Source organism: Spirosoma radiotolerans, assembly GCF_000974425.1.
GTDB classification, from domain to species: Bacteria; Bacteroidota; Bacteroidia; order Cytophagales; family Spirosomataceae; genus Spirosoma; species Spirosoma radiotolerans.
Genome location: NZ_CP010429.1, coordinates 3,117,848 through 3,130,844, shown reverse-complemented (window position 1 = coordinate 3,130,844; position 12,997 = coordinate 3,117,848). Strand labels below are relative to the sequence as shown.

Below are 12,997 nucleotides of genomic sequence, written 5' to 3'. Positions count from 1 at the left end.
GGAGTTAGCTTGGTTGCCACCGCCAGAGGTACCGGCTGGCGGTTGTGCGATAGGGCCGCCAAGGTTCGGCAAGGTCAAGCAAAACCTTGTAAAGCGGTTTACCCGTTAGGCCGTTGGTTTGTTCCGGATACGCCCGCATCATCCGTTGCCGAATCACCAGATCATCAATGGGGAAAATATCGGGGCGGTTCAAGACAAACATGAGCAGCATTTCTACTGTCCAGCGACCAACGCCTTTGATGGGCAACAGATACTGCACAATTTCTTCATCGGTCATCGCATCCACATGGGCCCGATCCATTGGCTTTTCGAGTGAGAACGTGGCTACACTTTGGAGATACTTGATCTTCTGAAAAGACAGGCCTGCACTGCGGAGCTCATCCGTCGTTTTAAGCAGCAGCGCCTTCGCATCCGGGTAATTATCGGGGAAGAGCGCCCGGAAACGGCCAAAAATAGCATCGGCCGCTTTTACGGAAATTTGCTGAGACACAATACTTTCCAACAGAGCCATGTATAGATCGTCAGCATAGTCGTTGAAAATCTTGGGCGATGGTGTTTCGGCAATAATACGGGCCATGACCGGATCAAGGGCAAGGTGCCTGAGGGCTGGGGAGTCGGGAGACATGTCGATAACGTTCAGGAAGAAAGAGAATTGAGTCTGCTGTCCGGGACTGGCCGAAGCGAAGTCTGGACATTGAGAACAGTAGTTATTTGTCAAGTCCCTCCACCAGCGTATTGAGCAGGACGCTTTTCTGTTTGAGATCGTAGATATACTCCCAGAACATAACACCCGCCAGCTTCTTTGATTTTACATAGGCTAGTTTGTACGTAAACGATTCCGGATCAGCGTAGGAAATAAACGTGTGCGACGCTGGATTCCAGAGGTAGGGGGCTTTGGCATCGGCATCCCAATAGCGAGTAAACCCATTCTTGTTAATGTATTTATCGACCAGTTCGTCGTAACTAATAAACGAGTGTTTACCTGTTGCGGGTTGAAACAGGCCGTTATCCTGATCGCGGGTGTCGGCCCAGCCACGGCCATAGAATGGTAAACCCAGCACAATCTTACTAGCTGGCACGCCCGCCCGGATATGGCCATCGACGGCATCGGCGCTGCTGTTGCGGGCATGGTCACCTTTGGCTGATTGGGTCAGGGGACTGTGATGCCCAGTCACTTTGTCGTTGCCGTGGTACAGGTCGTAGGTCATGATGTTGACGTAATCCAGATAAACCTGCGCTTTTCCCAATTCGGTATGATTAACGAAGGCCGTATCGCCCCCAGTAGCGGCCGTGAGCAGGTAGTGATTGGTGCCCATGCGCTTGTCCAGCTTGCCCTGCGCATCCAGACCATCCCGCAGTGCTTTTAGGAAAAGTGTGAAATTCTGCTTGTCTTCTGGCCGAAAAATATTGCCAGCGCCAATCTGGTCCGGGTATTCCCAGTCAATGTCGATGCCATCGAGACGGTGTTTCTTTAAAATGTCGACTGCGCTCTGGGTGAATTTACGGCGTGACACATCCGTCAGAGCTGCATCGGAAAAGTATTTGCAGCCACCCCAGCCCCCAATGGAAAGCAGCACTTTCAGGTCTTTGTTCGTCGACTTCAGAGACGTCAGCGCGGCCAGATTATCCGCGTCTTTCTGGCTCAGTGGGGCAATCTGGCCCTGCTGGTCTGGAATACCAAAGGCGTAATTGATGTGGGTTAATTTTTTTGCCTCAATCTGGTCTTTGGTCCAGCCATTACCCGTCACATAGCCAATGATAACGTAGGGTTTTGATGTCGACTGAGCCAATGCAGTTTGTCCGAAAAAAAGAAGGAGTGACGAAGCAATGAAGAGAATGGTTTTCATGGGAAGGAGTAAGCGGGTAAATCAGACCGTCGAAACGGAGCGTAACAGGACCGTGGCTGAAAAGTCAGTACAGGACACTGAGCCACAAATATACATACGGGAAGTTGTTCAATAGCGGTTATTTAGGGCTGTAGGCGTCATTTTTCACTAGTTCAAAAGAATAGGTCGCTTCGGCGAGTGCACTGGCAAAGGCAGATAAAACTCATTTTCTGAACATTCGGTTACGTGCGGAGTAGTTGATTTATCTTTGCCTTGAAACCAAAGCCACTACTGGCGAATTCATTCAGGAACGTATGTCGAAACGCCGACGCAACCGATCCGCTGAGAAACTGCTCGGCACCTCACCCGGAACCCTCACCTATGTGGGGCAGGAAATCGAACACGCTATAAAAATTAAACGCATCGATTACAATGCCACCGATTACCACATTGATGACCGCAGTCGGCTAAGTGCGTGCAAGCTGCCGAACACCGAATCACCCTATGTTAGCTGGGTTGATGTGGATGGAATTCATGAGCCAAAGGTAGTGGCTGCCCTTGGTCAGCAATACCACCTGCATCCCCTGTTGCTGGAGGATGTGCTGAATACGGAACAGAAACCAAAAATCGACTTGTACGACGATACGGTGGTGTTCGTTACACTCAAAATGCTGCACCATAGTCATCAATTGCAGGAAATTGATATTGAGCACGTTAGTCTGGTGCTGGGCAAAAATTATCTGATCTCGTTTCAGGAGGAACGGACAAAGGATATTTTTCAACCCGTCATCGACCGCATCAAGGCCTCGTCGGGAAAAACCCGCCGAAATGGAGCCGATTACCTGCTGTATGCTCTGATGGACGTTATTGTAGACCATTACTTCGTAATAACAGAGCGTATTGGCGACAAGATGGACGAACTGGAAGAGCAAATTGTGCAGGAGCAGGCCACCCAGCAAACCCTGGCCACGCTCTATAAACTCAAGCGCGAACTGGCGTTTATTCGCCGGACAGTCAACCCCCTACGCGACATGATTGGTTTGTTGCTGCGGGGTGAATCCGAACTCATTCAGCACAGTACGATGCCGTTTTTGAGCGACTTGTCCGACCACATCAATCAGGTCATCGAAACGCTCGAATCGTACCGGGAACTCATTGCCGGGCTGATGGACGTCTATTACTCGATTGTCAACAACCGCATGAACTCGGTTATGAAGACGCTGACCATTGTGTCGGCTATTTTCATTCCATTGACCTTTATTGCCGGTATCTACGGGATGAATTTCAGCAATATGCCTGAATTACGATCGCCAACGGGCTATTTTTGGACCCTGTTCGTCATGGCATTCATCGCGTTGGGCGAAATCATTTATTTTAAACGACGGGGTTGGATGTGATCGTTTTTGATTAGTCATCAAGTCTATCCGCGCAAACCAACTGTCTGATACAATCATGAAGGCAGTTTGCTACATACTATGCTTACAAAAGAGTTCCAATTGATTAACCGACAGTGGTTTACCGACTCACGACAGGTGACGGGTCCTGTCACGGATGCGCGGTCGGCTGAGGCTGTTTTTTTTGCTATACAGGGCGAACACCACGACGGGCATGCATTCATCGGCGACTTGTACCGGAAAGGTATACGCCAGTTTGTCGTCGAACGGTCGGCCTTGACACCAGAGCGCCAGCATGAACTGGCCACTTATCCCGACGCCCAGTTTATGGAAGTGGAAAGTAGCCTGCACATGCTGCAAACCTTGGCCGCTGAACACCGCCGACAGTTTCGGATTCCGATTATTGGGATCACGGGCAGCAATGGTAAAACCATCGTGAAGGAATGGCTGGCTCAATTGCTCGAGGGAAGTTCCTCGTCGGACGGGTTTGTCGTAGCCAAAAGCCCTAAAAGTTATAACTCGCAGTTAGGAGTCCCGTTGTCCGTGCACACCCTGACCGAGAGCGACACTCTAGGGATCTTTGAGGCCGGTATTTCCAAAGCCCAGGAGATGCAGGCCCTCGAAGCCGTAATCCGGCCTACGATTGGCATTTTTACGAACATTGGTACGGCGCATGATGAGGGATTTCGAACCCGGAAACAAAAAATAGCAGAGAAACTTCGGCTGTTTATCCATGCCAACACCCTGATTTACTCCGTCGATTACACTGATATTGACGAAGAAGTCAATATGTTGCTGAAAGCCATTAATCCGGATATGCGACTCATAACCTGGTCGTTAACGGGTCAACCGGCTACGTATCAAGGTTCATTGCAGGGAAACCGGCTAAGCCTGCAGGAAAAACAACGGGACAACAGGTTAGTGCTGTCTCTCCCGTTCACCGACCCAGCCTCGCTGGAAAACCTGATGCACTGCATTGTAACGATGCTGGCACTCCGCGCCTGGGATACGGCTGAACTGCAAAGTCGACTGAACCGGTTGCGGCCGGTTTCCATGCGGCTGGAGCAGAAAGAAGGCATTAACAATTGTGTGCTCATCGACGATTCGTATAACAACGATGTAGTTGGTTTACAGCTCGCTCTGCGTTTCCTGAACCAGCAACGTACCCGGAGTAGACGGGTCGTTATTTTGTCGGATGTGCTTCAGTCCGGGCAACCCGAAGCAGACCTGTATCAGCAGGTCGGGGAGATAATTCGTGCCCATGATGTGGAGCAGTTCATTGGCGTTGGGCCTGTCGTTAGCCAGAACGCCCATTTTTTTGCGGCTAACAGCCAGTTTTATGCAACGACCGATGAATTTCTGACCCGCTTCCTATTCAGCGATCTGCGCGATAGTACGGTTCTGGTAAAGGGAGCCCGGCCCTTTTCCTTCGAACGGATTGTGCATCGGCTGGAGCGTAAAGTTCATGGCACAGTGCTGGAAATAAACCTGGATGCTTTAACCCATAACTTAAACTATTACCGTGAACGGATTGCCCGGAGCGAGGATGCGGCATCCCGGCCATCGGATACCAAACTGATGGTCATGGTGAAGGCATTTGCCTACGGAAGTGGGAGTGCCGAGGTAGCTCAATTGCTCCAGTATCATCGGGTCGACTACCTGGCGGTTGCATATGCTGACGAGGGCGTATCGCTCCGGCAGAATGGCGTCGACCTGCCCATAATGGTGATGAATCCCGCCCCCGAAACCTTTGCTACTCTCCTGGAATACAAGCTTGAACCTGAATTGTATAGCCTGCGGATGCTGCGGGAATGGGGAAGCTATATTCGGGAACAATCGAGATCAGTAGCGGGTGAATCGGCTGCAGGAGCTACCGGCTACCCAGTTCATTTGAAAATTGATACGGGCATGCACCGGCTTGGGTTTGTCGAAAGTGAAATTCCGACCGTTGCCGATTACCTGATTCATAACCCGGCTTTACGGGTCGCGACGGTATTCAGCCATTTAGTTGGGGCCGATGATGCGCAGTTTAACACCTTTACCGAAACCCAATACGCGTGTTTCATCCGAAACACGACGGTTCTCGAATCAGCCCTTGGCTATCGGCCAACCCGGCATTTACTTAATTCGGCCGGTATTGTCCGTTTCCCCGAGTACAAACTCGATATGGTTCGGTTAGGGATTGGGCTGTATGGAGTGGAGGCTGCCCAGATCGATCAGGCCGCTTTGCAACCGGTAGGTACGTTACGCACCGTAATCAGCCAGATCAAAACCGTTCAGGCAGGGGAGTCGGTGGGTTACAGTCGCCGGGGCGTACTTGACCACGACGCCCGGATTGCTACGCTCGCCATTGGGTATGCCGACGGCTACGACCGCCGGTTGGGAAATGGCATTGGCGAGGTGTGGGTAAATGGAACCCGCTGTCCAACCGTTGGGAACGTCTGCATGGACATGACCATGATCGACGTGACAGCTGCATCGGCCAGCGAAGGGGATGAGGTAATCATTTTCGGCCCTGAACTTCCAATCACGGGGCTTGCTCAACGCATCGGGACTATTCCCTACGAGATTCTAACCGGTGTCAGCGAACGCGTCAAACGGGTGTTTTTTAAGGAAGGAAACTAATGACAAAGTTTAGGCTTTTGCCAAAAATGACAGTTAAACAATGCAAAAGACTTTAAAAATCTGCCAGGCTTATAGGATGCGCCCTTTCCATATAAAACGCATATAGGTTCGGCCCGGTATGCTGTAATATAGTTTGCCTAAAGGGGTTTGGGGTAATTTCTCGTTAGGCTGTATTGGGTAGATTTTTTGTTTAAACGCATCAAGGCTATGTTTTTGAATAACGCCATGATAACTACTAACCGATTCGTTTGAGGACCGTTGCTTCTTTCCTGGTCTGTCGAAGAAATACCAAAGCAAGGTTGTGGCCAGGGCGATGAGAAAGGCTATCATATTCATTCAACCTATAAGTAAAAGCTTCGATTAGTACCTGATCTTCTATTGGATAATGGGATGCTGGTGCGGGTAACTCACTTAAACTTTCGCTTCCGGAAAGACTTTCTTGTGATTGGCAACCAGTATCGTGTACTGTTCGGGGGTCAAGAGCGGTTTGTAGGCATGTACTTTATCGGTTTCAACAGCGACAGCCAGCGCGCGCAACTTTTTACTGGTCATGCCACTGGCTTTTAGCTTCTTTACACCCTCATTAAAACTGACAGTGGCATTGGTAATGATTTCTTTGGCTTTAGGCAGTTGCTGATCGGTCAGTTTCAAGCGTTGTTTATCAGCTTTTATGACTGATTTAACGATCATGCCGATCGTTGCGCCATTGTTAAGAAAAACGAATTTTTCGTTTTCTACCGATTTAGTTTGGGCGAAACCCAAAGATGACAAACTCAGCCAAAGGACAAGGGCCAGACTTACAAATTTCATGTCGAGTGATGTTTAGCTACATAAGACTTGTTGCATTCCACGTAGCGAATATACTGAGAAATGCGATAGAAATAGCAGTTTAAAGTGACGCCTTTTCCGTAGAAAAGTCTAAATAAGTATGGCTAAAACAAAAAAGCCTAGCCACAAAGTAGCCAGGCTTTCCGCTTTCTATCCACACCTAGGAGTTAGTTAATCATAATTAAAAAACCCCTACAAAGGCAGTAAACTGCCTTCTAACTTAGCCCAACGAGCCGTTGAGGCATATTGTTATAAGGAGGAATAAAAAAGCTAAGCGTTTTTAGGTTCACTCCTCATCTATCTTCATTGACAATGAACGCTTAAGCTACTCCAACACTAGACTATTAAAAAGCGATTATTTTTTACTAGACATCTCCGTGCTGGGTATATAGTCGGTGAATTTTTTCCCGACAGCGCTTCAGTCTCATTTTAACCGCGCTGGTTTTGATCCCATAAAGTTGAGCAATCTGCTCAATGGTCATTCCGTCCTCATATTTTAGCTGCAACAGGTCTTGCTCACTGGTGGTCAGGCTTTTCATCGCCCGCCGAACTAACAAAAGCGATTCTTCATGCAACTGGCTGTCTTGCGAATCTGCAACATCCAGCTTGGACGTTTCATCAATAGGCACAACATTAACTCGTTTGGCTAGTCGTAATTGATCGGAGCAATGATTAAACGCAATAGAATAAAGCCAGGTGGAAAAAGTGGATCGTTCCTGAAACGCGTCGAGTTTACCGAATGCTTTTATAAAAATGTCGTGGGTAAAATCTTCCGCTTTTTCACTGTCTTTCGTCATGGATAAACACCGGCGATAGACTTTACTTACATATCGCTTATAGAGTGTTTCAAAACAGTGGTTCGGTTGACTAGATAAAAACTGGCGAATGGTTTCTTCGTCTGTTAATGAAGGTTGCATGAATGGTTTGTAATAAAATGAAATGGGTTAGCAAAGACGGTATATAGCTTTTTGTCCTATATACGCTCTGATAACACATCCCAGATGTTAAAGAGTCGATTAAAAAACTTTAATATATTAAACGGTGTAATAACAATAGTTGTCTAAACATTGAATTATTTGTGTACCAAATAGATTAAATCAAAAGCTTATTAATTAAATACAATTTAATAATGTTTAGATTGTTTGATATTAGTATGAATGAGCTTCGGTTGATACTCAATGTAAAAAACGAATGGAATTGTATTTTACTTTTATTTAGTAGTAGACTATATAGTTTGATGATTTTATAAAAATTTGGAAACAAATGAATACTCCTTTTATTTTGCTTTTACTAATGCCTGTTTTACCATAATAAAGGCTGAACAAAAAGAGTATTCATTTACCCAAAAAAGCAAGTTTAATTGTTCTTCTTTGCCTTTACCGCTTCCATATTTTTCTTCCGACTGTCCAGTTCAGTAAGGGCTGTTTCCTGGTCAGTTTTATTGGTTGCCTGATCCTTGATTAACTGTTCCAGTTCCTTAGCATTGTCGTCAATTCGTTTCAACAGTTTTTCTTTTTCTTTAGCGTTCTGTTCAATATCCCGTTGAAGCTTTTCGCCGGTACGAACCATTTTCTGGTGATTTTTCTGGGCGTCATCGAAACTGGTTTGCGCCACCCGAACTTCCTGCTCGTACAGAGTCTTGCTGGCAAAGTTTTTTAAAATGTCTTCCGCTGCTGCATAGCCGGTGCCGCCGGGTGTTACGAAGGTGCCGCTTCCCAGATCATAAGCTGTAAAAATAGTGGCTGACGTGCGTGATGACTTTACGGTGCTTATCAGATTGATCGGTTCGGACGATATGGCCGAAATACTTGCATTCGGGACGCGGTACGTACCTCGCGAAGACGTAGCTCGCCCATACGTTTGAAGTTGGGCTTCCCAATCTTTTTCAATCTGTTTACCATCGCCCTGAATGGTTAAATAAAGGCCAGACAATTTGACTTTATCAACGGTGCTTTCGCCTGCATAAACAGTTTGAGCAATGGTTGAGGTTATGGGTGCCAACAGGCAATAAATCAGGATGTACTGCAGTAACGTTTTCATGGTGGTCTTAACATTTTTCGGCTGTTTGGCCGCTATATAGTGAATTTGCTACGGTTGAATTCTACTAACTTTTTGGGTGATCAATAGCCGTTTGTCGCCATTGAGAAGGGTAGTGGCCATTATGTACTTATCCCCGCCTTCACGTAGAGATAATTTTTTCCGCAACTCCGCTACGGTCTGCGGGAAATTACGAACGGTTAAGTTCGCTTTTAAATCTGGAATACGTGCTTTGACCGATTTTGCATCTGCTTTGAGTATATCTATTAGCGAAAAGATCCTGCCTGGGAAATCCCAGCATACCTCATCACTGGTATACAAATGGCTGTTCTGGGCAATCTTCGTCAGGCCATACCGGGCGGCCACTAATCGAAAGGCACCCGCCTTTAAAACAGCCGCGTTTGGTTCGTATAGATATGTGCGTGGATTGCCCAGGGTAACGTTAGTGGTGCGCTCTTCGTGCCAGCGAAAGCTCAGGGTTTTTGTCTCATTTGTCAATAGGTTAACAGCGTTAACTAACATGTTATCCTGCGCAACTGGTTGATTACTAATAGTAAATAAAATTTCTTTAACCTCACCCGAAACCGCGACGACGTGTATAGATTCTACGCGTCCCATGAACTGTTGGACGGTCGAATTCAAGTCAAGTAACGGGGAGGCTTTCAGTAAAATTCGTTTTGCCTTCGCTAACAAGAACGCCTGCATACTGGGTTGCGACATATCCGGCTCACAGTCTTGCAGTTGAACAACTTTTCCGCCGGTCGCATCCCGTCGATGGGGGTCCAGATAGATCCAGTCGGTTTCCTCCAGGGTGTGCGGATACGTAGCTAAAAAAGCCAGTCCATCCCCGGTCTGTACCGAAATGTTGATCGCGCCAAGCAAGGGCAGATTATGAGCCGCCAGTTGTGCCAACTCGTCGTTTCGCTCGATGTAAATAACCTGCTCCATTTGTTGGGCAAACGCCAGGCTATCAACACCCATGCCGCCCGTCAGATCGAGCAATCGTTTTCCGTTTACCAGGGCTGCTTTATAGCGAGCCGTTTGTTCGGATGATGCCTGTTCGACCGACAGAGCTGGCGGAAAAATGAGCGCATCATTGGCATACCAGGCGGGCAGCTTTTCACGGGCTTTCTGCCGGGCGGCAATCTGAGCCACCAGTTTGCGCAGATCCAGACCCTGCGGAGGTGTACGCAGCGACAACGCCCGAACATCGTCGGCTAGGTGAGCCCGGATAAATTCTTGTTCAGCTAAACTAAGCGTAAGCAATGGATAGGTATGTATACGTTTTAAACTCTTTTTTTACCAATAGACTACGTTTAATCGGGGTCAGCGTTGGGACAGGGTAGGCATCGCAATTACCATAGTTTATAAAACGAGTTAGTCCAAATGGTTTTGTTTTCTGGCTCGGAAAGACCAGTTGCTGGACTGGCTGCTATCGTTTCGGATTCGGTTGCAAAAGTAGGCTCTTACGAGGTATTTCTGATGGCCGTCATGCTCGCTGGGCTGATTCAGCTCGGTTTAAGCCTGGTGAAAGCTAGTCGATTCAGTAGTTTCTTTCCCGGAAGTGTGGTTAAAGGAGTGCTTGTTACCTTCGGTATCGCTATAATTCTGAAACAAAATCCGTATGCTCTGGACCGTGACAATGATCATGCAGGCATGTTGGAGTTTCAGCAACCAACCAGAACCGAATCGACAATAATTCCCTGATCAATAAACACGGCTGACAAATTCTGTAAGTAAAATCATTACTTTGTCTGATCGATGAACCAGCCTGCACATTCAGGGGAATGTTTGTAGACTGAGACTCGCCCCTTGATTTGTACAAAAATGATGAAACGAATCCGACAAGTGTGTATACTGGTCGCTATATGTCTAACTTCCCCGCTGGCTCGTGTGTATAACCAGCGAGAGGCCCTTCCAAAAAATATACGCCAGACAGGGCTCAATCTGGATCGGTCTGGTCAGGTAGCTTTTTGGTTGACTGATCCTGGCCGGTCGGTTTTGTTTGTTCAGCAGCCCTCAATCCCATTTGCCACTACCGACAAACCTGCCGACACCCCAACAATTCATGTCGATGCGGCACAAACCTACCAACCTATCGACGGATTTGGCTATACGCTAACTGGCGGCAGTGCCATGCTTATTAGCCGAATGAATGAAGCATCGCGGGCGGCCTTGCTAAATGAACTATTTTCCACAGAAGGAAAGGGGATAGGGGTGAGCTATCTGCGACTGAGTATTGGTGCATCGGACCTCGACGAGCGCGTATTCTCCTACGATGACCTTCCGACAGGTGAAACAGACCCTAAACTCACTAAATTTAACCTGGCACCCGACAGGGAGTACCTGATTCCGGTACTTAAACAGATATTGACCATTAATCCGGCCCTTAAAATTTTGGGCTCTCCCTGGTCGCCCCCGGCCTGGATGAAGTCAAATGGGAACACAAAAGGTGGGAGTCTGAAACTCGAATTTTACGATGCCTACGCTCGCTATTTCGTTAAGTACATTCAGGAGATGCAGGCGGCTGGTATCCGAATCGATGCCGTTACGATTCAGAATGAACCGCTGCATCCGGGAAATAATCCCAGTTTGTTGATGTTGCCCGCTGAACAGGCCCTGTTCATTAAACAGAATCTGGGACCGGCTTTTAAAAAAGCGGGAATCAAAACAAAAATTATTCTGTACGACCATAATGCGGATCGCCCCGACTACCCAATTACGGTGTTAAATGATCCTGACGCTCGTAAGTACGTCGACGGGTCGGCGTTTCACCTCTATGCTGGGCCCATTGGCGCGCTTTCGGAAGTGCACAAGGCCTATCCCGATAAAAACTTGTACTTTACCGAACAGTGGATTGGCGCCCCCGGCAATCTGAAGGGCGATCTGGTCTGGCACGTTCGGGAACTCATCATTGGGGCTACCCGAAACTGGAGCCGTACGGTGTTGCAATGGAACCTGGCTGCCGATCCGGAGCAGAAACCGCATACACCGGGTGGTTGCGATCAATGCCTGGGAGCAATAACGATCAATGGGAACACGGTAAAACGGAATCCTGCCTATTACAACATTGCGGTTGTCTCTAAATTTGTACAGCCCGGATCCATTCGTATTGACTCCGACTTGCCAAAATCGCTGCCTAATGTTGCGTTTAAAACACCTGAGGGCCGTATTGTCCTCATTGTACTAAACGACAGCCCGTCAACCCAACGGTTCAACATCGAGAAAAGTGGAAAAAGAGCCGTGGCCGTCCTGTCGGGTGGCGCTGTTGGAACCTATTTATTCGAGTAACCTTCCGTTTGCTAATCCATGCTGACCCTCATCCGTAGTGCGTTTGTTGTTAGTTTTCTTGTCGCCGGGCTAGGTTTTGCTCAATGGACAGGATTGGATACACCCCATCTGGCCGGGCAGGATGTTCCAGCCTTCCCGGCAGAACTAACAACGTTTACCCCGAATTCGACTAATCCAGTGTTTGCCGGAACTGGCACGGATACCTGGGATCAGAAAATCCGTGAACGCGGCTATATCCTTCGGGAAGGCAATACCTACCATCTCTGGTATACCGGCTACCGGGATGGGACCGACCAAAACCGGTCACTGGGATATGCTACGTCGGCGGATGGAGTAACCTGGACTCGTTACAAAGACAATCCCATTCACGCGTCGACCTGGGTGGAAGACATGTGCGTGGTTAAATCCGGGAATACCTATTACATGGTTGCCGAAGGCCGAAACGATGTGGCGCATTTACTTACGTCACCGAATCGAATCCACTGGACGGAACAGGGGCCCCTCGACATCCGGTACACAACCCATCAGCCGCTTAGCCAAGGGCCGTATGGCACTCCGACCCTCTGGAAGGAAAAGGATACGTGGTATCTTTTCTATGAGCGGAAGGACCAGGCGGTCTGGCTGGCAACCTCCAAAGACCTGAAGGTCTGGACGAATGTACAAGACGAACCGGTACTGGAAAAAGGCCCAGCGGGCTATGACCGCTATGCCGTGGCCATGAATCAGATTATTCACTACAAAGGAGCCTACTATGCCTATTACCACGCATCGGCCTTTGCCGACTGGCACGAATGGTCAACCAACATTGCAGTCTCGACGGACCTGGTACATTGGACAAAATACAGCGCCAATCCCATTACTAGTGGGAATAAGTCGAGCGGTATTGTCGTAAACGATGGCAAGCAGTACCGGCTTTATACGATGCACCCGGCTGTCAATCTGTTTCTACCAACGAAAGGTGATGGAAAATGACATGACGTGAACAGGCGGCTGAGG

General features: G+C 48.2%; 11 protein-coding genes. 5 read left to right on the top strand and 6 right to left on the bottom strand.

Translation table 11 applies throughout. The features are described 5' to 3' along the window. Positions 1 to 4 precede the first annotated feature (4 nt). Both SD10_RS12700 and SD10_RS12695 read right to left on the bottom strand, forming a co-directional pair. Positions 5 to 625 (bottom strand): DNA-3-methyladenine glycosylase family protein, encoded by a 621-nt coding sequence (locus SD10_RS12700; protein ID WP_046574125.1) that lies wholly within the window; start codon positions 623 to 625, stop codon positions 5 to 7. Positions 626 to 707: 82 nt separating this feature from the next. Continuing rightward, on the bottom strand, positions 708 to 1,847 hold the full coding sequence (locus tag SD10_RS12695) for a glycoside hydrolase family 18 protein (protein WP_082111588.1): 1,140 nt from the start codon (positions 1,845 to 1,847) through the stop codon (positions 708 to 710). 293 nt (positions 1,848 to 2,140) lie between these two features. Here SD10_RS12695 and corA point away from each other — a divergent pair, with 293 nt between their 5' ends. Together corA and SD10_RS12685 are read left to right on the top strand one after the other, a co-directional pair. Further along, a complete protein-coding gene (corA, locus tag SD10_RS12690) occupies positions 2,141 to 3,223 on the top strand; it encodes a magnesium/cobalt transporter CorA (protein WP_046574124.1) in 1,083 nt (360 codons plus the stop codon). Positions 3,224 to 3,301: 78 nt separating this feature from the next. After that, positions 3,302 to 5,845 carry a bifunctional UDP-N-acetylmuramoyl-tripeptide:D-alanyl-D-alanine ligase/alanine racemase gene (locus SD10_RS12685; RefSeq protein ID WP_046574123.1) on the top strand — a complete coding sequence of 848 codons (2,544 nt, stop codon included), beginning with the start codon at positions 3,302 to 3,304 and terminating at the stop codon, positions 5,843 to 5,845. Between the two features lie 411 nt (positions 5,846 to 6,256). Here SD10_RS12685 and SD10_RS12675 read toward each other — a convergent pair whose 3' ends face one another. The 4 genes from SD10_RS12675 to SD10_RS12660 form a co-directional block, all read right to left on the bottom strand. Beyond that, positions 6,257 to 6,655 (bottom strand): hypothetical protein, encoded by a 399-nt coding sequence (locus tag SD10_RS12675; RefSeq protein ID WP_046574121.1) that lies wholly within the window; start codon positions 6,653 to 6,655, stop codon positions 6,257 to 6,259. 383 nt (positions 6,656 to 7,038) lie between these two features. Continuing rightward, positions 7,039 to 7,590, bottom strand: coding sequence for an RNA polymerase sigma factor (locus SD10_RS12670; RefSeq protein ID WP_046574120.1), 552 nt, complete (start codon positions 7,588 to 7,590; stop codon positions 7,039 to 7,041). A 439-nt stretch (positions 7,591 to 8,029) separates the two neighbouring features. Continuing rightward, entirely contained in the window at positions 8,030 to 8,713 is a 684-nt protein-coding gene (locus SD10_RS12665) for a hypothetical protein (protein ID WP_046574119.1), read from the bottom strand. 48 nt (positions 8,714 to 8,761) lie between these two features. Beyond that, positions 8,762 to 9,976, bottom strand: coding sequence for a THUMP-like domain-containing protein (locus tag SD10_RS12660; protein WP_046574118.1), 1,215 nt, complete (start codon positions 9,974 to 9,976; stop codon positions 8,762 to 8,764). Positions 9,977 to 10,096: 120 nt separating this feature from the next. Between SD10_RS12660 and SD10_RS12655 the strand changes: the two genes are divergently transcribed. From SD10_RS12655 to SD10_RS12645, 3 genes are all read left to right on the top strand, one after another. Continuing rightward, the gene (locus tag SD10_RS12655; protein ID WP_046574117.1) at positions 10,097 to 10,417 is read left to right on the top strand and encodes a SulP family inorganic anion transporter; all 321 of its coding nucleotides are present in this window, start codon (positions 10,097 to 10,099) and stop codon (positions 10,415 to 10,417) included. Between the two features lie 120 nt (positions 10,418 to 10,537). Continuing rightward, positions 10,538 to 12,001 carry a glycoside hydrolase family 30 protein gene (locus SD10_RS12650; RefSeq protein WP_082111587.1) on the top strand — a complete coding sequence of 488 codons (1,464 nt, stop codon included), beginning with the start codon at positions 10,538 to 10,540 and terminating at the stop codon, positions 11,999 to 12,001. 18 nt (positions 12,002 to 12,019) lie between these two features. Further along, on the top strand, positions 12,020 to 12,973 hold the full coding sequence (locus tag SD10_RS12645) for a glycoside hydrolase family protein (protein ID WP_227699210.1): 954 nt from the start codon (positions 12,020 to 12,022) through the stop codon (positions 12,971 to 12,973). Positions 12,974 to 12,997 lie beyond the last annotated feature (24 nt).